Below are 23,555 nucleotides of genomic sequence, written 5' to 3'. Positions count from 1 at the left end.
GTCAAAAATCGTTGACATATTATTTATCCTTTTTATGATGATTCTCCAGCAGCTTTTTATCTTCTTTAGTCAGTTCTACATTTTTATATAAGTCCCTTCTTCTCTCCTTTGTAATCAGTAATGATTTAAGCCTTCGCCACTTTCTTACATTTTCGTGATGTCCAGATATTAATACCTCTGGAACTTCATCTCCTTCAAAGGAAAGAGGTCTTGTATATTGAGGATATTCTAATAATCCTTCATAAAAGGATTCTTCTTCATAACTCTCATTACAGGATAGAACTCCCGGTATCATTCTAGCAATACTATCAACTACAGGTATGCAAGCCATTTCTCCCCCTGTTAAAACAAAATCCCCTAGAGAAATTTCCATATCTATATATTTATATACTCGCTCATCTATACCTTCGTAATGACCACATAAAAATATTAACTCCTCCTCTTTTGCAAGTTCTTTACACAACTCTTGACTTAAAGTCTTACCTCTAGGACCTAAAAATATAACTTTTCCTTTATTATTTTCTCTTAGATGTTTTATGGAGTTCACAATGGGTTCTGGGGTCATCACCATACCTGCTCCACCTCCATAAGGGTAATCATCAACCTTTTTATGTTTATTAGTAGAGAAGTCTCTTATATTAGTAGTATTTATAGATAATATTCCTTTTTCCATAGCATTTCCTATGATACTATGATTAAATACCTGAAACATCTCTGGGAATAAAGTTAATATATCTATCTTCATTATTCAGACCATACCTTCACTGGTTTTATTACAATTTTATTATTTTCTATATCTACTTCTTCTACAATTGTCTTTAAAGCAGGAACTAACACGTCTTCTTTTCCTTCTGATTTAATCCAATATACATCATTACTTCCCGTTGCAATAACATCATATACTTTCCCTAATTCTTCTCCATCTGTATCATAAACATAACAATCCATTAAATCTGCAACATAGTAGCTACCCTCTGGTAATTTTATAGCATCTTCTCTTTTTACTTGAAGATATTTATTTCTATAAATTTCGGCTTCTTCAATAGAGTCAATTCCTTCTATTTTTAATATAGCTCTATCCTTTTGAAGCTTAACTGATGTAATTTTTATTTCTTTATCATCTATGTATACCTTATCTAAGTCTCTAAATCTTTCTAAGCTATCTGTTAGAGAAAGTACCTTAACTTCTCCTCTTACTCCATGGGGCTTAGTTATCTGCCCAACGCTCATCAATTCCCTCATCATATATCTCCTCACTACTTAATTACTTAATATTATTAACATAAAAAATTTTCATAAACTCTGTTTATTATAATAATTCTTTGTAATTCTTGTCAACTACAATATATAAAAAAATAAGAGCTAGGTATTCCTAACTCTTATATTATTTCTACAACAACTCTTTTATTTTCTTTAATCGCTGCTGCTTTAACAACAGTTCTAATAGACTTAGCTATTCTTCCCTGTTTTCCAATTACTTTCCCCATATCTTCTTCAGCAACCTTTAATTCTAAAATTATAGAATGCTCTCCAGCAATTTCATTTACTTGCACTGAATCAGGGTTATCAACTAATGACCTTGCAATAATTGTAAGTAATTCTTTCATGGATTGCGCCTCCAATCAATTAAACTTTCCTATTTTATTCCTGCATTGTTGAAAAGTCTTTTAACTGTGTCTGTTGGTTGAGCTCCATTTTTTACCCATTTAACTGCTTTCTCTTCATCGATTTTAACAGTTACTGGCTCTGTAGTTGGATTGTAGTATCCAATCTCTTCAACAAATCTTCCATCTCTTGGAGATCTTGAATCAGCAACAACTATTCTGTAGAAAGGAGCTTTTTTAGCACCCATTCTTCTTAATCTTATTTTTACTGCCATTATATTTTCACCTCCTTCAAAGGTTATGTGTATTTGAACTTAGAAAGGTAATTTTCCAAACAAGCCTTTTTTACCAAATTTACCAGCCTTGCCTCCCATGCCCTTCATCTGTTTCATCATTTTTTTCATCATCTCGAAGTCTTTTAAAAGTTTATTCACTGCTTGAATGTTAGAACCTGAACCATCGGCTATTCTCTTCTTTCTAGATGGTGAAGAAGATACTATACTTGGATTTTTTCTTTCCTTGGCAGTCATGGAATGTATTATTGCTTCCATCTTTCCCATGGCCTTTTCACTTTGTGAAAAGTCTACGCCTTTTAATTCCTTTGCATTAAAGCCTGGAATCATTTCAACCAACTTGCCCATAGGTCCTAAATTTTTCATTTGATTCATAGTCTCTAAAAAGTCCTCAAGATTGAATTCTTGATTCATCATTCTGTTACCGAGTTCTGTAGCTTTCTTCTCATCGATAGCTGATTGAGCTTTCTCAATTAAAGAAAGTACATCTCCCATACCAAGTATTCTTGATGCCATTCTCTCCGGGTGGAAGATTTCTAAATCTGTCATCTTCTCTCCCATACCTACATATTTTATAGGCTTTTCAGTGATTGCCTTAATTGATAGTGCAGCACCACCTCTGGTATCACCATCCAACTTGGTAACGATAACTCCTGTAATATCTAGTGTATTATTAAAGGTTTCAGCTACATTTACTGCATCTTGACCTGTCATAGCATCTACAACTAATAAAATTTCTGATGGATTTATTGAAGCTTTTATATCTTCAAGTTCTCCCATTAGCGCTTCATCTATGTGAAGTCTTCCTGCTGTATCCACAATAACTACATTAGCTCCAATGCTCTTAGCATGTTCAATGGAAGCTTTTGAAATATCTACTGGGCTATTTTTATCTCCCATGGTGAATACAGGTACATCTATTGACTTTCCTACAACTTGTAGTTGTTTTATAGCTGCTGGTCTATAAACGTCACAGGCTACTAGTAATGGCTTTTTATTGCTTTTTCTAAGATTTAGAGCCAGCTTTCCTGCCATGGTTGTTTTACCTGCACCTTGGAGACCAACTAACATTATCATTGTTATTCCATTGTTGACAAATTCTATTTTCTTTTCAGTGGTTCCCATTAATTCAGTTAATTCTTCATTAACTATTTTAACTACTTGCTGACCTGGTGTTAAACTTTCCATAACTTGATCACCAAGACATTTTTCACTGACAGACTTTACAAAGTTTTTAACAACTTTATAATTTACATCCGCTTCTAAAAGAGCAAGTTTTACTTCTCTCATAGCCTCTTTAATATCTTTCTCTGAAAGCTTACCTTTACCCTTTAGCTTTTTTATGGTCTCTTGTAATTTGGAAGATAGTCCTTCAAAAGCCATATGAAAACCTCCTATACATTCTCTTCTATATCTTTAATTATATGGTCTATTTCTTTTTTTATATTTTCTTCAGAAGTAGTACCTTTTAATTCTATTAATTTGTTAATAATTTCAGTCTTAGAGTTTTCTATAGCTAAGGTTTTTTTCATTAAGTGAAGTTTACTTTCATACTCTTCTAAAAGATTACCACATCTTTTAATTAAGTCATGAATTGCTTGCCTACTAGTATTATTAACTTCTGCTATTTCTGATAGAGATAAGTCATTATTATAATATAAATCCATAATATCTCTTTGTTTATCAGTAAGTAATGAGTTATAAAAATCTAGTAAAATTGATATTTCAACTCTTTTTTCCATATAATCACCCAACTCACAAAACTTATATTAACAAATTAATTTTAAGCTGTCAAGTATTTTTACTTAACAGTTAAAATAAAGCTTCTACAAAATCTCTAGAATTAAATTCTTGAAGATCATCTATACCTTCCCCTACTCCTATATATCTAACTGGAATATTTAAAGTATGTTTTATAGAGATAACTATACCACCCTTAGCTGTACCATCTAGCTTTGTTAGAATTATACCATCTATAGGACATACCTCCATAAATTGTTTTGCTTGAATAACTGCATTTTGTCCAGTAGTAGCATCTAAAACTAGTAAAGTTTCCTTTTTAGCTTCTCCATACTCTCTATCGATAACTCTATTGATTTTTCCAAGTTCATCCATAAGATTTTTCTTATTATGAAGTCTACCTGCAGTATCACAAATTAACACATCAACTTTTCTAGCCTTTGCAGCCTGTACTGCATCGTATATAACAGCTGCTGGATCTGAACCTTCTTGATGTTTTATCAGATCCACATTAGCTCTATTACTCCAAACTTCTAATTGATCTATAGCTGCCGCTCTAAAAGTATCTGCTGCTGCTAATAAAACCTTATAATTATTATTTTTTATTCTAGCAGCCATTTTTCCAATTGATGTAGTTTTTCCTACTCCATTAACACCAATGACTAATCTTACTTCTGGTGTTGATTCAGGTATTATTGAGGTTTCATAGTCTCCTAGCATATCCATAATTATAGATTTCATAGCTGGAAGTATCTCTTCAGTATCATTGATTCTTTCAGAAACAACCTTTTTTCTAAGCCTTTCAATAATTTCTACCGAGGTTTCTACCCCTATATCGCTAGTTATTAATACTTCTTCTAGTTCTTCATATAAATCATCATCTATTGTAACTGCAAGTTTTAATACTTGAGTCACTGCATCATTTATAGTATTTCTAGTTTTGCTAAGCCCCTGTTTTAACTTATCAAAAAATCCTCCAAACATATTAATCCTCCTTATTCCTTATTAAATTCCATGGATACTACCTTAGATACACCCTTTTCTTCCATAGTAACTCCATAAATCATATCACTGGTTTCCATGGTTCCTTTTCTGTGAGTTATTACTATGAATTGTATGTTCTCAGAGAATTTTTTTAAAAATTCTCCATATCTAAGTACATTAGCATCATCTAACGCTGCCTCAATCTCATCTAGTATGCAGAATGGAGTTGGCTTCATCTTTAGTATTGCAAATAGTAGTGCAATGGCTGATAAAACCTTCTCTCCTCCTGAAAGTAGATTTATATTTTGAAGTTTTTTTCCTGGTGGCTCTACATCTATTTCAATCTTACAGGTTAGCTCATCATCACCTTGAAGACTTAAATCAGCACTTCCACCCTTAAATAACTCCTTAAAAGTCTCATTGAAGTAAATCCTGAGCTGCTTAAAATTCTCCATAAACACATCTCTCATCTTTTCAGTTATCTCGCCTATGAATTCAATTATTTCTTCCTTAGACTTAACTAAATCTTCCCTCTGTGTGCTCATAAAAGTATACTTTTCATTTACTTCTTTAAATTCTTCTATGGCTCCTAGGTTAACTACTCCAAGAGCAGTTATTCTCTTTTTCAATTCTGCAACTTCATTCTTTAATATAGCTATATCATAACCCTCTAGCTTAAAACTTAATCCTTCTGCAAAGGTAAGATTATACTCTTCATTAAGCTTTTTCAATAGAACTTCTTCTTCTGATTCAATTTTAGCCAAAGAAATCTGGTTTTTATGAATTTCTTTTTCTAGTTTATCTAATTGTAAATCAATATCTTCAATTTTTGAAGTTATAACTGGAATTTTATCTTTTATCTTTAACTTTTCTACTTGGGTTTCTTCAAAAAACTGCTCTAACTCCTTAAGTAACTTAATAATTTCCTTAGTATTTTCAGTACTTTTAGATATGTTTATTCTATATTCTTCCTTAGCTAAAGTGGATGTTTCTATATTTTTCAAATTGCTTTCAATTAGCCTTTTCTCAATATCTACTGCCTGGGTCATCCTATCTAATTCTTGAATATTATTACTTATAACTTCTAAAAGCTTTGCTTTATTTATTTTTATAGAGGTTAATTCATCTTTAATGGCATCTATATACAAATTTTTGCCTTTAGTTTTATTGTTATGCTCATCATATTGACTTTCTAATTCTATTACTTTATCTTTAAGCTCAGTTAATTCCTGCTCTGAAAAAGTTAATTTAGCTTTTAAGGCTTTAATTTTCTCCTCTTCCTTACCCAGATTTTCGCTAGCTTTTTGAAGTTCTCTTTTGTTTCTTAGTTCCTCTTCAGTAACCCTAGATATTTCACCCTTAATCTTTGTTATATTAATACTCTCGTAATGTATTTCATCTCTTAAGTTAAGACCTCTATCATCTAGTTCTTTAATCTTAACATTAACTGATGTTATTTCTTCATTTTTAAGAGCAACTACTCCGTGACTTTCTTCTACTTCCTCAGTTAATTTTTCAATTTCTCTCTTTCTACCAATTACGTTAGCATTTTTAGAATAACTTCCTCCCGTTAGTGATCCCCCTGGATTAAAGACTTCTCCATCTAAGGTAACAATTCTATATTTATAGCCACAAACTTTAGATATATGTAGTCCATTATCCATAGTATCACATACAAGAGTTTTGCCTAAAACCTGATCGATTACACCCTTAAATTTATCTTCAAATTCTATAAGTTCACTAGCTATGCCTATATACCCCTTAGTATCCCTTACAGTTTTATCTACCACTAGGTTCTTACCCTTTACTATATTTATAGGCATAAAGGTTGCTCTTCCTATTTTACTACTTTTCAAGTAATTAATAAGATTTTTTGCTATGTGTTCATCCTTGGTGACAATATTAGATATGCTAGCTCCCATAGCAATCTCTATTGCTCTTTCAAACCGCTCTGGAACCTTTATTATATCTCCAAGTACATAGCAATCCTCATTTGCTTTATAATCTTTACTATTCTCTATGTGTTGCATTAAAAGTTTTACAGATCTATTATATCCTTCATAGGAATTCTCTAAAGTTACCAAAGCATTTAGCCTAGCTTCTTTATTTCCTTGCTCTCTCAATATTGCTTTTAATTTTTTTTCTAAGATCTCTAAGTCATGCTTACACTTAGATAGTTTTTTTCTATTTTCCTTAACTTCCTCTTCATATTTCTCAATATTAATACTAGCCTTATTCTCTTCTTCTATTAAATGATTCTTGGTCTTGTTATTTATTAATATAGAATTTTTAAAAGTTTGAACATCTAATATTAAGTTTTCTACATTTCCACTACTAATTTCGATATTATTTTTTAAAATATCTATTTCACTAGTTTTAGAATTAACATTATGATAATACTTAAATTTTATCTCTTCTAATTCCTTTAATTTATTATTATCACTAGTTACACTATTTAATACATTTGTTAATTCTAATTGTTTTTTTTCTATTTTATTATTTATGTCTAATTCTTCTTCTTTTAAGGCAGCAATGCTCTTTCTTTGATTTTCTATTTTCAAATATGCCTCTTCAAGATATTGATTTTTTTGCAGTATTTCACTGTTTAATCTATTTATACTGTCTTCTAAATGTAATATTTTTTCTTCAAAGAGTTTAACTTCTCCAATTACTCCTTGATGTTTATTTTGACTTTCATAATAAATCTTTTTCTTCTCTTCTAAAATATTATTTAAAGCTTCTAACTCTTCATTATTATTTTCATAAGCTAGTTTTAATTCATATTTTTCTTTCTTCAAGGTTTCTATATCTGTAGTTACAGCATTTATTGTGTTGTTGTATCTATCTATGTTAATTTTAGTTTTTTCCAAAAAATCTATGATTATATTAACTTCCTTTACTTTTATCTCTTCAGAAGCTTCCAAAAATATTTTGGCTTTTTCACAATCTTCTTCTAAGGATGGAAGCCTTTCTTCATAGGTAGAAATAATATCATTTATTCTAATAAGATTTTGCTCCGTGTTATCTAGTTTCTTCTCAGCCTCTTCTTTTCTTGTTTTATATTTTACTATACCTGCGGCTTCTTCTAATAACTTTCTTCTATCCTCTGACTTAGCACTTAAAATTGCATCAATTTTACCTTGTCCTATTAAGGAATATCCTTCCTTACCTATACCTGTATCCATAAATAAAGCTTGTACATCTTTTAATCTACACACAGTATTATTTATTAAATACTCACTTTCACCTGATCTATATAATCTTCTTGCAACGGTTACCTGAGAATAGGCTATATCTAAGTCGGAATCGCTATTATCTAAAGTAAGAGAAACTTGAGCAAGCCCTACAGGTTTTCTATATTGAGTACCTGCAAAGATTACATCTTCCATTTTATCTCCTCTAAGATTCCTAATACTTTGTTCACCCAGCACCCACCTTACAGCATCAGAGATATTACTTTTTCCACTTCCATTGGGACCTACAACTACAGTTACACCCTTTTTAAATGTAAGTTCTGTCTTATCTGCGAAGGATTTGAATCCTCTTATTTCGATAGATTTTAAGAACATCTATTCACACTCCTAAGCTCCTAAGATTATAGGTAAAATAAGTACTGCAGCCATAGCAATGCATATACAAGTAGTTATTATTTTTATATACTTTTCTCTTTTTTTCTTAGTCATCCTCATAAAATCCACTCCTAACTTTAATTTAAAGAAAATATCCTGTAATCTTCCTAGGATACTTTAAAATATATATTTACTTTAGCCTATATAATCAAAAGTTTTATTGATATTTAAGTTTCAAATAATCCTTCTGATTAATTATATCTAACTTTGTACCATTATAAAACCCTATGGAAGACTTTCCTATATTTCTTTCTTGAGTTACAAATATTTCTTTACTCTTTAATTTTTTTAGAAGCAGATTAAAATATTGCTTTTTATTAGAATAAAGCTTAGATATATCTTTGGGATTTATATATATTTTGTACTTATCCATTTCTTTATCTTTATAGTAATCATAAATCATATCACAGTAGACACTACTCTCCACCAGCTCTCTAAAAGCAGGATGAAAAGGTCCATCTACCACATCACCATCAGCACTAATCTCCTCTGTAGGTTGAAGTCCAATTCGGATAACCTTTATATCATTACCCTCCATCATTCCATAGACTATCTTACTTATATCTACAGCTTCCTCTAAAGTATATGGTTTATATAGGCCTTCCCTTAAGAGCTTTTCCATAGGAGTTTCCTTAATAACTAGGGATGGATATATCCTACAGATATCTGGATTCATAGAAATACTTTTTCTTGTAGTTTCAATATCCTTCTCTCTTGTATCTCCTGGGAGTCCTAGCATGATTTGATGTCCTAAGGTAAATCCATATTCTTTTATTAATTTCGACGCCGTCTCCACATCTTCTGAACTATGCCCTCTTCCTGATTTATGTAAAACTTCTTCATCTAAAGATTGAACTCCTAATTCTATAATATCTACATCAAAGCTTTTTAGGTGGTCTAAAATCTCTTGGTCTATATAATCTGGTCTTGTGGACAATCTTATAAATTTAATCTTTCCTATTTTTTTATAGTTTTGAGCTACTGATAATAGTTCTCTTTGGATGCACATATTAATTCCTGTAAAAGTACCACCGAAAAATGATACCTCAATTATAGCATCACTACTATCTATAGTTTCTAAATAGTCCTCTATGGTTTTTTTTACATAAGCACCGTCTACATTTCCTGCGCTACCTGATGACCCTGCATCTCCTGTAATACTATCCTGATTACAAAATACGCAAGTATGAGGACACCCTATATGAGGCACAAATATAGGTATAATATAATGATTTTTACTCACTAATATCCCCCCTCTTAATTAAAACTTCCCTAGCGGCCATTTGTTCAGCTTCTTTCTTACTATACCCTGCGCCACTTCCTTTAGCTTCTCCATTAATCAAAACCTTCACAAAAAATTCTCTTCTATGAGGTGGTCCTTCAAAATTAATAAGAGAATAAGAAATATCTACATCTCCATTCTTTTGTAATATTTCTTGAAGCTTTGTCTTATAGTCTAAAATTATCTCATTTTTAACTGCTTTAATAATAATTGAGTTAAAGTTTTTAAGGACAAATTCCTTAGTTACTAAAAGTCCTTCATCTAAGTATACTGCGGCAATAATAGCTTCTACAGCATCAGCTAAAATTGATACTCTAGTTCTACCACCGGTTAATTCTTCACCTTTACTCATATAAATGTATTTTCCTAGTTCCCACTTCTTAGCTATTTCAAATAAAGAATTTTCACATACAATTAAAGCTCTTACCTTAGTGAGGTATCCTTCTGTTTCATCTATGTGATTAGTAAATAAATATTCAGATATAATTAATTCTAAAACCGTATCTCCTAAAAACTCTAATCGTTCATTGAAGGCAGCATTTCTTTCATTAGCGTAAGAACTATGAGTTATTGCTGTTTGTAATAAAGTTAAATCTTTAAAGTCAATACCTAATTTATTTTTTAATTCTAATGTACTTTTTAATATTTTCATCTTTTTACCTCTTTCGCCAAGGTTTATTCTTCAATTTATCTAAATAACTTACTAACTTAATATTATTATTCAAGTAAATAAACTCAAGTGGATAAATTCAAGAATAAATCTAAAAATAAGGTTCCGCATTTCTACGGAACCTGCTGACATTATTCTTCTACTCGTGCTTTTATGTAGTCAACTACATCTCCAACACTAGTTATTTTTTCTGCATCTTCATCAGGGATTTCCATGTCAAATTCCTCTTCAAGGGCCATAATTAACTCAACTAAGTCCAATGAGTCCGCTCCTAAATCATCAACAAATCCAGAGTCCATAGTTATATCATTTTCATCTATGCTTAGTTGCTCCGCGATTTTTGCTCTTATCTTTTCAAACATTTTATATACCTCCTAAAAATTGAATATAATATCACTATTTAATATAATAGCATATTGGATAATAATCAACTGTTTATTTTCAAATACTATATTATAATATACTAAACCTACAAAATTTTATTCACTTATTTTAATTTTTTTATTTTTCTTCTTTAAAAGCATCTTTAACTTTATCTAATACTTTTGTATCATAATAGGTTTTAGAAAGTTTTATTGCATTTTTTAAAGCCTTGGCATCGGAGCTTCCATGAGCTTTTATGCAAATACCATCAACCCCTAAAAATGCAGCTCCACCGTATTCTTTATAGTCATAGTGCTTTTTAAATCTCTTAAATACAGGCTTTAATAATAGTCCACCTATTTTTGTTGTTGTGGAACTCATTATTTCATTTTTAAGCTCACTTAGAATGGTTTCTGCAACGCCTTCATACATCTTTAATACTGTATTACCTACAAAACCATCACAAACAAGGACATTTACCTCTCCTTTAGGAATTTCTCTCGGCTCTATATTTCCTATAAAATTTAAATTCTCTTGTTTTAAAAGTTGATAAGCTTCCTTGGTTAATTCATTTCCCTTTTCTTCCTCTGATCCTATATTTATAAGGCCTACAGTAGGATTTTCAACAGATAATACACTTTCAAAGTATACCTTACCCATTTGAGCAAACTGAGTTAAATAATGGGGTTTACAATCTGCATTAGCTCCTACATCTATTATCATAAATGGACCATTTTTACCTGGCATAACTGGTGCTAGTGCCGGTCTACTTATCCCTTTAATCCTCTTTACAATAAGAGTACAGCCTGCTAAGAAGGCTCCTGTACTTCCAGCAGATACAATGGCATCTACTTCCTTATTCTTAACTAATTCTAAAGCTTTAACAAGAGATGAATCCTTCTTAGTCTTTAGAGCTTTTACTGGTGCTTCATTAGTTGAAATAATTTCAGTAGTACTTAAAATAGTTATTCTTCCTTTGGTATATTCATATTTTTCTAATTCTTTTTTTATAAGATCTTCTTGACCTGTAATTATTATATCTATATCATATTCTTTTTGTGCAAGAACACAACCTTCTACTATAGCCTCAGGTGAATTATCTCCACCCATTCCATCAACTACAACCTTCATAGTAACTCCTTTCATGATTTTAAAATATTTAAATACATTATATATTTTTTTCATTTAAATTTCCACATAAAAATAAAAAGAAAGTCTATCGACTTTCTTTTTATTCCTCAGTTGAAACAACTTCTCTATTCTTGTAGTAACCACAGTTCTTACAAACTCTGTGAGCAAGCTTCATTTCGTGGCATTGAGGACACTCTACTATTCCTGGTAAACCAAGTTTAAAAGTTTGAGCTCTTCTTGAATCTCTTCTTGCTTTTGAAAATTTTCTAGCTGGATTTCCCATTATTACACCTCCTTATGGTTAGAAAACATTTGTGATAGCTTTTCAAGTCTAGGGTCTACATAAAAATCAGTACAAGAACATTGTCCTAAATTTAAATCTTTCCCACAAGTCTGGCATAAGCCTTTGCAATCCTCTTTACATAACCTTTTAACAGGTAATTCAAGGAGAATACTGTTTTCAATAATTTCATAAATATCTATATTCTCAGTATTGGTTGAGATAATCTCACAATCATCAGTGTTTGATATTTCTTCTTCTATGTGCACCTTAACTTCATAAGAAAAAGCTTTTGCACATCTAGAACAATTTAATAATACTTCAGTATCTACGTCACCAATAAGTTCTATAACTTCCTTTTTGCGACGCAAAAACCCATTAAACTTAATAGGCTTGGAGTATTTTACCATTTCACTACCATCGTAAAACTTATTTTTCTCAATTTCGATATCTATATTCTTTCTCTCATAGTTCTTATCATTTAAATCTTTAAAGTTTATAATCATAACAACACTCTGAAAAAACATAATATACCTGTTTTTCCTCATATAACTAAGACTAGTTATATATAATGCAAAATGCATAGCTTGAGTAAAGCTCCAACTTCCCTCCTTAAGTTAATTAAATATATCATTCAAACACAAGTTATTATATAAATTATACCGATAAAAGTCAAGGTAATTTACACATGTATATTTTTTCCTTAAGATAAAAAGCTAATTTTTTACTCAAGCACATAAATATTTTTACTATTTTGAAGTAAGTTCTTTAGTATCTCTTGCTATTACTAACTCTTCATTTGTAGGAATAACAAATACTTTTACTTTAGCTCCATCTTTGCTTACTTCTGTAGATTTTCCTCTAACATTATTCTTAGCATCATCTATTTCAATACCTAAGAATTCTAAGCCTTTGCAAATTTCTGCTCTAGTTTCTATAGCATTCTCTCCAAGTCCTGCTGTAAATACAACTGCATCTACTCCGCCCATTGCTGCAGCATAAGCACCGATCATTTCTCTTACTCTGTAGTTATATACATTTAAAGCAAGAATAGCTCTTTCATTTCCTTCTTTAGCAGCATCTTCTATATCTCTAAAGTCACTACTTACTCCTGATAATCCAAGAACTCCTGATTGTTTGTTCATTAAATTATCAACTTCTTTAGCTGTCATTTTTCCTTCATTCATTAAGAATGTAACTATAGCAGGGTCAATGTTTCCGCATCTAGTTCCCATTGCTATTCCTTCAAGTGGAGTGAATCCCATACTTGTATCTACACAATGGCCATCTTTTATAGCAGCTAAGCTAGCTCCGTTTCCAAGATGACAAGTGATGATTTTAACATCTTTTATGTCTTTGCCCATTAATTTAGCACATTCTGCTGATACATATTTATGTGATGTTCCGTGGAAACCATATTTTCTTATTCCATACTTAGTGTATAGCTCATATGGTAGTGGGTACATATAAGCAGTTTTTGGCATTGTTTGATGGAATGCTGTATCAAATACTGCAACCATTGGAGTGTTTGGCATTAAGCTCTTGCAAGCATTAATTCCAATTATGTTTGCTGGATTATGAAGTGGTGCAAGTTTTACACACTCTTCTAAACTTTCCATAACTGCATCATCAATTACTACAGATTCTGAATATTTTTCTCCACCATGAACAACTCTGTGTCCTACTGCTGATATTTCATCCATTGAAGAAATAACTCCATGGTTACCATCTACTAATGCACCTAAAACTAATTTTATTGCATCTTTATGGTCAGCCATTGGTTGCTCTATTATATATTTATCTCTTCCTGGAACCTTTTGAGTTAAAATTGAACCTTCAATTCCTATTCTTTCAACTAATCCTTGTGCTAAACTCTCTTCTGTTTCCATGTTTATTAATTGGTACTTTAATGAAGAACTTCCACAGTTTATTACTAATACTTTCATTCTCATTTCCTCCTGACGCATTTGTAATATATTAATATATCATTATATTAGATTACAATATATTTTTAATTAAATCAATATAATATTTATTTGTTATTTTGTGCTTGCACTGCTGTAATTGCTACAACATTTACTATATCATCTACACTACATCCTCTTGAAAGGTCATTTATTGGTTTTGCAAACCCTTGACATACTGGACCTATAGCTTCAGCTCCTGCAAATCTTTGAACTAATTTATATCCAATATTTCCTGCTTGTAAATCTGGAAATATTAAAACATTAGAATTTCCTGCTACTGTACTATTTGGTGCTTTAAGACTTGCTACTTTATCAACTATAGCTGCATCTAATTGTAATTCTCCATCTATTGCAAGATCCGGTCTAGCTTCTTTTGCCATTCTTGTAGCTTCAACAACCTTATTTACATTTTCATGTTTAGCACTTCCCATAGTTGAGAAAGATAACATTGCAACCTTTGGATCTATTCCACATAGAGTCTTTGCATTTTCTGCTGTACTTATAGCTATTGATGCAAGTTCTTCTGATGTTGGATTAGGATTAACTGCACAATCTCCAAATAATAGAGTACCCTTATCTCCATATGGAGAATTTTCAAGTTCCATAACGAAGAAACTTGAAACAACTTTTATTCCTGGAGCTGTTTTTATAATTTGAAGTCCTGGACGTAATAAGTCCCCTGTGCTATGTACTGCTCCTGAAACTAATCCATGGGCATCTTCTAGTTTAACCATCATTGTTCCATAATAAACTGGGTCTTTAACTGTTTGTAATGCTTTTTCCTCTGTAACACCCTTATTTTTTCTAAGTTCATAAAATGCTTTTGCATACTCTGCAGTCTTAGGTGATACTTCAGGATCTACAATTTCAATTCCCTCAATATTTACCCCGAAATTCTTAGCATTTTCCTTAATTTTATCCTGGCTACCTACTAATATAACTTTAGCTATTTTATTTTTATGGATAATTTCTGAAGCCTTTAAATTTCTTTCTTCTTCACCTTCTGGAAGTACTATTGTCTTCATCTCTTGTTGTGCTAATTTCCATACCTTTTGTGTAAAACTCATTTTTCTTACCCCTTTCAGTAAAAATATTCTAAATATCCCTTATTACTATACCCCTTTTCATATATATTTTTCAACCTCTATATTGAATTTTTTTGACTTCATTTAATAATTAGGCTATGCTAATTAACATTTTTTTGATATAATCTATGGTTATATGAGTACAGGAGGTAATTTTAATGAAAATATCAGGAATTATTGTGGAATATAATCCTCTTCACAATGGACACCTTTTTCATATAAATAAAACAAAAGAATTGACTAATAGTGATTTAATTATTGCAGTAATGAGTGGAAACTTTAATCAAAGAGGTATTCCTTCTATAGTAGATAAATGGAAAAAAACATCAATGGCTTTAAATAATGGGGTAGATATTGTTTTAGAACTCCCTGCAATATACAGCCTATCTTCTGCGGAATTCTTTTCTTATGGTTCCGTAAGTCTTCTTAATAGTCTAGGAATAGTAGATTCAATTTGCTTTGGAAGTGAAGCAGGTGATATAGACTTTCTTAAAGAAGTATCTGATCTACTAGTAGAAGAACCTCCTTTATTCAAGTCCTTGTTGAAAGAAGAATTAGATAGAGGATTACCTTTTCCAAAGGCTCGTTCTTCAGCTTTAATTCATTATTTAAATAAAAAAAATTACTATAATGAAAAAGACTTAGCTGATTATCTAAATTCTTCTAATAATATTTTAGGTGTTGAATATCTTAAGAGCATGAAAAAACTTCATAGTAATATTGTACCCTATACCATAAAAAGGGAAGGTGGAAATTACAATAGTACCAATTTAAATAATATCTTCTCAAGTGCTACTGCTATTAGAAAATCCTTGAAATCAAATACTTCAATGGAAGAATTAATATCTCATGTTCCTCCTAGTGTTTATGAGGATATGGTAGAACTTAAAAATAAAAATTATAATTTCCCCTTTGATTACATGATGTATCCATATATAAAGTATAAGGCTATAACTAGCAAAACCAACTTTTTCGAATCAATTCCGGACGCTTCTGAAGGTCTCCATAATAAGATATTAACTACCATAAAAGACGCTAAAGATTATGAACATTGTATTGAAATGATAAAAAGTAAACGATATACCTATACTAGAATTAGTAGAATACTATGTCAGTATTTTCTAGGCTTTTATGAATACAATACCTTAGAAATGCGTAAAGAACCTTGCCCATATGCTCGTATTTTGGGCTTCACTAAACATGGAGCTATGGCATTAAAATCAATGAAGAACAATTCTTCTATACCAATATATTCAAAACTACCAAAGGATATAAACCCTACTTTAAAATTAGATTTACAATGCACTAGTGGCTATAGTATTCTAAATCCTTCCATAAGTGCTATGGAAGATTATCTACAAAGTCCGATTATATTATAAACATAATTCTTCAAGGAACCATACTAAAACAACCTAAATCTTAGATTATTTTTTAGTGAATTGTTTTGAGAGTACCTTGAAGATTTTATTTTACCTATATTTTGTTATCATATATTCCCAAGATAAAAAATATATTTAAGTATATCAATTTAAAAGGATTATTTAAATGAAGGCATTATTTTTTATTGTAATTGCGCTTATTATATTTTTAATATATTTATTATTTAGAAAATCATCAAAAAATCTTCTGCTTACAACATTATTTTCTCTCTTAATTATTTATATCATACTAAATCCTAAAGATTGCATAGCCTTTACTATAAATGGAGCTAAACTGTTTTTTTACTCGGTTTTTCCATCACTATTCCCCTTCTTGGTCATAGTTAACTTAATTTTTTCTTTTGAGGGTATAGAAATTTATTCAAAGTTTTTAGGTAAATTACTATGTACCCCTTTAAGACTACCAAAGGAGTGTAGTGTAGTTATTTTAGCTAGTTTGTTTTGTGGATATCCTCTTGGATCCAGATATGCTTGTGAACTCTATGAAAGGAAGGTTATTGATAAACCAACTTTTGAAAGGCTTTTAAATATAGCCACCAATGGAAGCCCTCTGTTTATTATAGGTGCTGTTGGTACTACAATGCTCCATAGTGCATTTTTAGGTTATATCCTTCTTATTTCTAATGCTTTATCTTGTATTGTTATGGGGTTAATATTACCTACTAAAAAGACTAATAAATATACTATATATAGCAATTCTTCTGTTGCTGCTACACAGATAAAAGAAAACCCTAACTTCGGGGTAGCCATGAAAAATGCTCTTGAAGATGCTACCAAAACCTGCTTATCAATAGGTAGTTTTGTAGTTATTTTTTCTGTAATTATAAACATAATAAAAAGCAGTGGAATATATCACACTGCCCTTATTTCTTTATGTAGTTCTGGTATTATTAATTACAATCTACTTAATGGAATCTTCCTTGGATTTATAGAAATTACAAATGGATGTAACATTGTAGCTACAAGCCCCTTAACTCTAAATATTAAAATTCTTATATGTAGCTTTTTAATAGGTTTTAGTGGGTTATCTATAACCTTCCAAGTATACTCATTTGTTTACAAATATAAGGTATCAATGAAAAAATATATATTTCTAAAAGTTGTTCAGGGAATAATATGCACCTTGATAACATTGTTATTTTTAAAGCTACCATTTTCTCTAGTTAATCAGGAAACTTTTTTCATAAACAATACTATGCTATCATCTAAACCAGGGTTTTTGGTCCTACTAATATTTATATTTTCTATCCCTGTAATATTTAAAAAGTTACGAGATTGTTTTTAGTCATTTCCTAATTCTTTAATATTTTCTCTTACCTTAGATGTAGTGGAAGAAATCTCTTTATATAATTTTACAAGCATTTCTTCCATTTCATTTTGTATAACTTTTAAAGACGCTTCTCCTATAATGTCTATATCCTTTTGTAAATTGCTTAAAGTGCTGTCTGCATAATTCATAACTCCAAATTTTAAATCCTTAGCTTGCTTATTAGCTTCACCTTTAATTTTTTTAGCTTCCTCATTAGCACTTTCTAATATTTCTTCTGCCTCTTTTTTAGCAGCTACTAACACATCACAGTTTTCATATTCTTGTTGTGCTCTTTTTCTACTATCCTGAATAATACGTTCTGCTTCACTTCTTGCTTCGTCTAAAATTATTTCTTTACGATTCATTAAATTTTTAGCTTCTTCAAATTCATCTGGTAGCAATTTTCTCATTTCATTAAGAGTTCTTAAGACTTCTTTTTTATTAATAGATACTTTACCTACTAAATTCTTTGGTGACATGTCAATAGTTTGTTGTAGATAATCTAATAGTTCTAATACCTTCACTATAATTCCCCCTCAAAACTTTTAGCTCTCTCTCTAATTTCATTTTCTAACTCTTTTGGAATTAATCCATCCAAGTGTCCCTTAAATAAAGCCACTTGCTTTATAGCTGATGAGCTAAGATAAGAGTACTTAGAGTTGGTCATCATAAACATAGTTTCTTTTGTTTTATCAAGCTTTTTATTCATTAGTGCCATTTGAAACTCATAATCAAAGTCTGACATAGATCTAAGTCCCTTAACCATTACATCACTGTCTTCTGCTTCCATAAAATCCACTAAAAGACCTGTAAAACTTTTTACTTTTACATTTGGTAAAGCTTTAACCACTCTCTCAATTTGATCAATTCTTTCTTCAATGCTAAACCATCCACTTTTGTTAGGATTTAGTAATACAGCTACTGTAACCTGATCAAATACGTATGAACATCTTTTTATAATATCTAAGTGACCATTTGTTATTGGGTCAAAACTGCCTGGATAAACTGCTTTAATCATTTTTTACTCCTTAAATTCATAGAAACATACAGTGGTGTTTCCGTATTTTCTTTGGTCTATTAAAACAATGTCTTCATAACCTTCACAAATTTCTTCACCTGAATCTATTTTCGTTACAATAAAGCCATCTCTTTGTAGTAAATTATGTTTTTTAATAAGTTCTAGAGCTGGTGGAATCATATCTTTTGCATAAGGTGGGTCTATAAATATTAAATCAAATACCTTTCCTATTCTCCCAAACTCCTCTAAGTATTTGTATGAATCACCTTTATAAGATGTACAGAAATCTTCAAATTTTAAATTTTTAATATTTTCTTTTAAATATTTATAAGTTACGTCTCCCATGTCTATTAAATGACACTCTTTAGCTCCTCTACTTGCAGCCTCTAAACCTAGGCTTCCTGTACCAGAAAATTGATCTAAAACTATACTGCCTCTTACTTTATTTTGTATTATGCTGAAAATTGATTCTTTAACTCTATCTAGAGTAGGTCTAGTGCCCATCCCCTCTGGTGATAGTAACTTTCTTCCTTTAGCTTTTCCTGCAATCACTCTCATTTTTATCTCCTTTGACCTTAGTTAAAGCAAATATAACTAGTGCTTTTCTCTAAGTTAATCATTATTTCTTTAAGTATTCTTTTGTTTTCTTCATCCTTGTTATTAATAAATTTCTTAGCTTCCTTATTTGCTATTTTAAATAGTTGAAAATCCTCTGATAAATCACTAAGAATTAATCCATTTTCACCAGATTGTCTAAGTCCAAACATTTCTCCACTTCCTCTTAATTTTAAATCTTGTTCCGCTATATAAAAACCATCATTACTATTTTTCATTATGTCCATTCTCTTTTTAGTTGTTTCACTTTTTATATTAGCTACAAGAACACAATAAGATTTATGAGATCCTCTTCCAACTCTTCCCCTTAACTGATGCAATTGAGATAATCCAAACCGCTCTGCATTTTCTATAATCATAACCGTTGCATTAGGTACATTTACACCTACTTCAATAACCGTAGTGGATATTAACACCTTAATGTTTCCTTCTTTAAATTCACTCATAATTAAATTTTTGTCTTTATTACTCATTTTACCATGAAGAATGGCGATTTCCATACTTTTAAAGTAAGTTTTTTTTAGTTCTTCATATAATGCTGTTACAGAACTTAATTTCATATCTTCATTTTCTTCAACCAATGGACAAACTACATAAATCTGCCTTCCTTTTTTTATCTCCTCTAAAGCAAAGTTATATATTCTCCCCTTTTCCTGAGTAGATAAATAATAGGTATCAATGGGTTTTCGCCCTGGTGGTAAGGTATCTATTATAGATACTTCTAAATCTCCATAAAGATATAAACATAAAGTCCTTGGAATAGGTGTAGCACTCATTACAAGTACATCAATATCTTCACGCTTATTTCCAAATCTAGTTCTTTGACCAACACCAAATCTATGCTGTTCATCAGTTATTATAAGTCCTAAGTTTTTAAACTGGACATTATCTTCTATCAAAGCATGAGTACCTATTATTAAGTCTATCTCACCTTTTAATAACTTTTCTTTTATAAGGTTTTTATTTTTTTCTGTGGTACTACCTGTTAGTAATTCTATGGTAATATTAAAATCCTTAAAGACTTTTTCTGCCTCGTAGTAATGCTGTTTTGCCAATATTTCTGTAGGCGCCATCATGGCACCTTGATATCCATTCATAATAACATTAAAAAGGGCAATAAAAGCAACTATAGTCTTGCCACTACCTACATCTCCTTGAACTAATCTATTCATAGGACTAGGTTTCTTTTGATCTCTTAATATTTCTCTAACAGTTCTAGTTTGTGCATCTGTTAACTGAAAAGGCAACTTATCCTTTAAATCTTTCAGATTCTTCGATATGGAAAAGGAGATTCCCTTAGAATTAATACTTCTATTTTTTAAGGCCATAAGCTTTAAAGAGTATGTAAATAACTCTTGAAACTTTAATCTTTTTCTTGCCTCTTCTAATAACTTTAAACTTTTAGGATTATGTATATTTCTTATAGCACTATCCAAAGACATAAAATCATGTTCATCCAAAATTGACTTTGGTAAATTTTCTTTTATTTTTACTGTGTTTAAAGTTTCTGTAACAATTTTATTTAAAAAAGTATTAGAAATATCGTCCCTTAAGGGATATCTTGCCATAATATCTGTACTCTCTGTAGTAGTATTCCTCATTATGGTTCCATTTTTAATTATAAAATCTCTACCTTGTTTCTCTATAATTCCACTTATAACATATCTACTGCCAATTCTAAAACTACTTTTCACATAGGGCTGATTAAACCATATTCCCTTAACCAATCTTCCCTTATGAATAAATCTAATGGTTGTAAGTATTTTGCCTGTTTTTGTCCTTATGTCAGGTAAAATTCTCTCCACTCCAACCTCTAAAATTATCTTCCCCTTAGAATCCACTTCATCTAAATCTTCAACAATAAAGATACTCTCATAATCCCTTGGAAAGTATAACAATAAATCTAAAATACTATATATTCCACATTTACTCAATTTCTCAGCCATTTTAGGCCCTACACCTTTAATTGCCGTAACACTACTATAAATATTCACCTTATCAACTCCATATGGCTAACATAGAAAAAAAGCCCTAAGGCTTTTATTCTACTGATGTAATAAAATAGTATAATGGTTGCTCACCATTAAAACATTGAACATCCATGTCTGGATATGCTTCTTCTAATTCTGATACCAACTGGTTAACCTTATCCTCTTCACAGTCTTCACCATAGAATATAGTAATAAGCTCGCTATCTTCATTTACCATGTTTTCTATAAGCTTTTTACATACAGCATATACATCTTGACCTATTTCACTTATTTTTCCTTCTAATAATCCTAGAATATCTCCCTCTTTAATATACCTACCATTATCTTCGGTATCCTTAACCGCATAGGTTACAGAACCAGAAGTAACAGTTTCTATAGTTTCATTCATAGCTGCTTCATTATCTCCTGAAGAGCCATCTGGATTAAACATAGTTATAGCTGTAATTCCTTGAGGGATAGTTTTTGTTGGAATCACTATAACCTTTTTATCTTCTATTAAATCTACAGCTTGTGTAGCTGCCATTATTATATTTTTATTATTTGGAAGAACAAATACTACCCCAGCATTAATTTTATTGATACTATTAACTATATCCTCTGTACTAGGATTCATAGTCTGACCACCTTCAATAACCTGATCTACGCCAAGATCTTTAAATATTGAAGATATCCCGTTACCTCTAGCTACAGTTACGAATCCATAAGCTTTAGGATCCTCTTTTACTTCTTCCACTACTGCATCATTGCTACTTTCATCTATTCCTAATAAAGATCTGTGTTGTTCTCTCATATTTTCAATTTTAATTTTTGAAAGATCTCCAAAGGTTACTGCTTTAGATAAAACTGCTCCTGGATCATTAGTATGAACATGAACCTTAGTTATATCCTCTAATCCTACAAGAACTAATGAATCACCTTGAGATTCAAGGAAATCTTTAAATTTTGGTATATCTTTTACTTCATTAAGTATGATAAACTCTGTGCAGTACCCAAATTTAATATCTTCCGGAGCCATGTTTAACTCTGGAATATCATAATTATTTTCTGATTCACCTTCTAAATCATTAATTAATGAAACTTCACCTTTATTTTTTAGAACTTCTAACATACCTCTTAATATTATTAATAATCCCATTCCACCAGCATCTACTACCTTAGCTTGTTTTAACTGTGGTAACATTTCTGGAGTCTTATCAAGCATCTTTTTACTTTCTTCACATACTTCTTCAAATAATTCAACTATATTTTCTGCTTCACTGCATATAGCAGCTTCTCCCGCCGCTCTAATTATAGTTAAAATTGTTCCTTCTGTTGGTCTCATAACTGCTTTATAAGCAAAATTTGAGCCTTCTACAAAAGAATTCTTAACTTCCTCTATAGTTGCCTCCTCTGTATTTTCAAGTCCCTTTGCCATACCTCTTAGAATCTGAGAAAGAATAACTCCAGAGTTTCCTCTAGCTCCCATTAAAGCACCCTTAGCTAACCTCTTAGATACTTCTCCTATACCCTTATTCTCTAAACCTTCTATTTCTCTAGCTGCAGCCTTAAAGGTTAAAGACATATTTGTTCCTGTATCTCCATCAGGTACTGGGAATACATTCAAGGAGTTTACATATTCTTTCTGCTTCTCTAATGCATTTGAAGCACTTTTTATCATATTTGAAAAATCACGTCCATTAATCTGTGTATATGCCACTTTATGTTCCCCCTTAAACTCTAATGCCTTGAATATTAACAGTAACTTGAGAAACCTTAACACCTGTAAGATTTTCTAAATTGTATCTAACTGTTTGTATTATATTATTAGCGATTACTGCAATTTTAGTTCCATATTCAACAATTATATATAGTTCTATAGCTATAGCATTCTCTTTTTGAGTTATTTTAACTCCTTTTGCTAGGTTTTCAGCTTTTAATAATTCCCATAAACCATCCTTAGCATTCTTTAAAGCCATGCCAACAACTCCATAGCATTCCATGGTTGATACACCTGCTATATTAGCTATTACATCTTCAGAATAGTATATGTTTCCTATTTCAGTTGTTATATTAGCTTTCATAATCAATTCCTCCTTAATTATACCTTATAAACATTTTATATTAACTTAAGATTTAATTCAACTAATATAATTATCAGAAGTTTAGTACGTGAAGT

Annotated in this window: 24 protein-coding genes; 2 read left to right on the top strand and 22 right to left on the bottom strand. The window is 30.7% G+C overall.

Annotated elements, in window-relative coordinates; genetic code table 11:
• Positions 1 to 19 precede the first annotated feature (19 nt).
• The 16 genes from trmD to pta all read right to left on the bottom strand — a co-directional run bounded on the left by trmD (position 20) and on the right by pta (position 15,010).
• On the bottom strand, positions 20 to 745 hold the full coding sequence (gene trmD, locus B2694_RS10765) for a tRNA (guanosine(37)-N1)-methyltransferase TrmD (RefSeq protein ID WP_346885734.1): 726 nt from the start codon (positions 743 to 745) through the stop codon (positions 20 to 22).
• Positions 745 to 1,242 (bottom strand): ribosome maturation factor RimM, encoded by a 498-nt coding sequence (gene rimM, locus B2694_RS10760; RefSeq protein WP_346876462.1) that lies wholly within the window; start codon positions 1,240 to 1,242, stop codon positions 745 to 747. Before rimM ends, trmD begins: the two co-directional genes overlap by 1 nt.
• Positions 1,243 to 1,379: 137 nt before the next feature.
• Positions 1,380 to 1,607 carry a KH domain-containing protein gene (locus B2694_RS10755; RefSeq protein ID WP_035132761.1) on the bottom strand — a complete coding sequence of 76 codons (228 nt, stop codon included), beginning with the start codon at positions 1,605 to 1,607 and terminating at the stop codon, positions 1,380 to 1,382.
• A gap of 29 nt (positions 1,608 to 1,636) precedes the next feature.
• Entirely contained in the window at positions 1,637 to 1,879 is a 243-nt protein-coding gene (gene rpsP, locus B2694_RS10750; protein ID WP_035132758.1) for a 30S ribosomal protein S16, read from the bottom strand.
• Positions 1,880 to 1,918: 39 nt separating this feature from the next.
• Positions 1,919 to 3,280, bottom strand: a complete 1,362-nt coding sequence (ffh, locus tag B2694_RS10745; RefSeq protein ID WP_035132755.1) for a signal recognition particle protein — start codon at positions 3,278 to 3,280, stop codon at positions 1,919 to 1,921.
• 11 nt (positions 3,281 to 3,291) lie between these two features.
• Positions 3,292 to 3,639, bottom strand: coding sequence for a putative DNA-binding protein (locus tag B2694_RS10740; RefSeq protein WP_346885733.1), 348 nt, complete (start codon positions 3,637 to 3,639; stop codon positions 3,292 to 3,294).
• A gap of 70 nt (positions 3,640 to 3,709) precedes the next feature.
• Positions 3,710 to 4,621 (bottom strand): signal recognition particle-docking protein FtsY, encoded by a 912-nt coding sequence (gene ftsY / locus B2694_RS10735; protein WP_346848354.1) that lies wholly within the window; start codon positions 4,619 to 4,621, stop codon positions 3,710 to 3,712.
• A gap of 11 nt (positions 4,622 to 4,632) precedes the next feature.
• Positions 4,633 to 8,190 carry a chromosome segregation protein SMC gene (gene smc / locus B2694_RS10730; RefSeq protein WP_346885732.1) on the bottom strand — a complete coding sequence of 1,186 codons (3,558 nt, stop codon included), beginning with the start codon at positions 8,188 to 8,190 and terminating at the stop codon, positions 4,633 to 4,635.
• A 217-nt stretch (positions 8,191 to 8,407) separates the two neighbouring features.
• A complete protein-coding gene (locus B2694_RS10725) occupies positions 8,408 to 9,493 on the bottom strand; it encodes an elongator complex protein 3 (protein WP_346885731.1) in 1,086 nt (361 codons plus the stop codon).
• Positions 9,486 to 10,184 (bottom strand): ribonuclease III, encoded by a 699-nt coding sequence (gene rnc, locus B2694_RS10720; protein ID WP_346885730.1) that lies wholly within the window; start codon positions 10,182 to 10,184, stop codon positions 9,486 to 9,488. The genes B2694_RS10725 and rnc overlap by 8 nt, the downstream gene beginning before the upstream one ends.
• 149 nt (positions 10,185 to 10,333) lie before the next feature.
• Complete coding sequence (acpP, locus tag B2694_RS10715; protein ID WP_035132743.1) at positions 10,334 to 10,564, bottom strand: acyl carrier protein; 231 nt, start codon at positions 10,562 to 10,564, stop codon at positions 10,334 to 10,336.
• A gap of 139 nt (positions 10,565 to 10,703) precedes the next feature.
• Positions 10,704 to 11,696 carry a phosphate acyltransferase PlsX gene (plsX, locus tag B2694_RS10710; RefSeq protein ID WP_346885735.1) on the bottom strand — a complete coding sequence of 331 codons (993 nt, stop codon included), beginning with the start codon at positions 11,694 to 11,696 and terminating at the stop codon, positions 10,704 to 10,706.
• Between the two features lie 100 nt (positions 11,697 to 11,796).
• Entirely contained in the window at positions 11,797 to 11,979 is a 183-nt protein-coding gene (gene rpmF, locus B2694_RS10705; protein ID WP_035132741.1) for a 50S ribosomal protein L32, read from the bottom strand.
• A gap of 2 nt (positions 11,980 to 11,981) precedes the next feature.
• Positions 11,982 to 12,482 carry a DUF177 domain-containing protein gene (locus B2694_RS10700; RefSeq protein WP_346885729.1) on the bottom strand — a complete coding sequence of 167 codons (501 nt, stop codon included), beginning with the start codon at positions 12,480 to 12,482 and terminating at the stop codon, positions 11,982 to 11,984.
• A gap of 243 nt (positions 12,483 to 12,725) precedes the next feature.
• Entirely contained in the window at positions 12,726 to 13,922 is a 1,197-nt protein-coding gene (locus B2694_RS10695; protein ID WP_346885728.1) for an acetate kinase, read from the bottom strand.
• 86 nt (positions 13,923 to 14,008) lie between these two features.
• Positions 14,009 to 15,010, bottom strand: a complete 1,002-nt coding sequence (gene pta, locus B2694_RS10690; protein WP_346885727.1) for a phosphate acetyltransferase — start codon at positions 15,008 to 15,010, stop codon at positions 14,009 to 14,011.
• A gap of 176 nt (positions 15,011 to 15,186) precedes the next feature.
• Between pta and B2694_RS10685 the strand changes: the two genes are divergently transcribed.
• Entirely contained in the window at positions 15,187 to 16,407 is a 1,221-nt protein-coding gene (locus tag B2694_RS10685) for a nucleotidyltransferase (protein WP_346885726.1), read from the top strand.
• Between the two features lie 166 nt (positions 16,408 to 16,573).
• Entirely contained in the window at positions 16,574 to 17,752 is a 1,179-nt protein-coding gene (gene ylbJ, locus B2694_RS10680; protein ID WP_346885725.1) for a sporulation integral membrane protein YlbJ, read from the top strand.
• Here the strand turns inward: ylbJ and B2694_RS10675 are convergent.
• From B2694_RS10675 to B2694_RS10650, 6 genes are read right to left on the bottom strand one after another with little or no spacing between them, the layout of a single operon-like run.
• A complete protein-coding gene (locus tag B2694_RS10675) occupies positions 17,749 to 18,300 on the bottom strand; it encodes an ATP synthase F0 subunit B (protein ID WP_346885724.1) in 552 nt (183 codons plus the stop codon). The two genes, ylbJ and B2694_RS10675, sit on opposite strands and share 4 nt — an antisense overlap.
• Positions 18,300 to 18,794: a pantetheine-phosphate adenylyltransferase gene (gene coaD / locus B2694_RS10670; RefSeq protein ID WP_035132727.1), complete on the bottom strand. Its 495-nt coding sequence runs from the start codon at positions 18,792 to 18,794 to the stop codon at positions 18,300 to 18,302. The genes B2694_RS10675 and coaD overlap by 1 nt, the downstream gene beginning before the upstream one ends.
• A 3-nt stretch (positions 18,795 to 18,797) precedes the next feature.
• Positions 18,798 to 19,352, bottom strand: a complete 555-nt coding sequence (gene rsmD / locus B2694_RS10665; protein WP_346885723.1) for a 16S rRNA (guanine(966)-N(2))-methyltransferase RsmD — start codon at positions 19,350 to 19,352, stop codon at positions 18,798 to 18,800.
• A 17-nt stretch (positions 19,353 to 19,369) separates the two neighbouring features.
• Entirely contained in the window at positions 19,370 to 21,403 is a 2,034-nt protein-coding gene (gene recG, locus B2694_RS10660) for an ATP-dependent DNA helicase RecG (protein WP_346885722.1), read from the bottom strand.
• Positions 21,404 to 21,449: 46 nt separating this feature from the next.
• Positions 21,450 to 23,096 carry a DAK2 domain-containing protein gene (locus tag B2694_RS10655; protein WP_346885721.1) on the bottom strand — a complete coding sequence of 549 codons (1,647 nt, stop codon included), beginning with the start codon at positions 23,094 to 23,096 and terminating at the stop codon, positions 21,450 to 21,452.
• Positions 23,097 to 23,109: 13 nt separating this feature from the next.
• Positions 23,110 to 23,460 carry an Asp23/Gls24 family envelope stress response protein gene (locus B2694_RS10650; RefSeq protein WP_147519512.1) on the bottom strand — a complete coding sequence of 117 codons (351 nt, stop codon included), beginning with the start codon at positions 23,458 to 23,460 and terminating at the stop codon, positions 23,110 to 23,112.
• Positions 23,461 to 23,555 lie beyond the last annotated feature (95 nt).

It is taken from the genome of Clostridium sp. UBA4395, assembly GCF_002390995.1.
Taxonomy (GTDB): domain Bacteria; phylum Bacillota; class Clostridia; order Clostridiales; family Clostridiaceae; genus Clostridium_J; species Clostridium_J sulfidigenes.
This window is presented reverse-complemented; position numbering and strand designations above follow the sequence as displayed.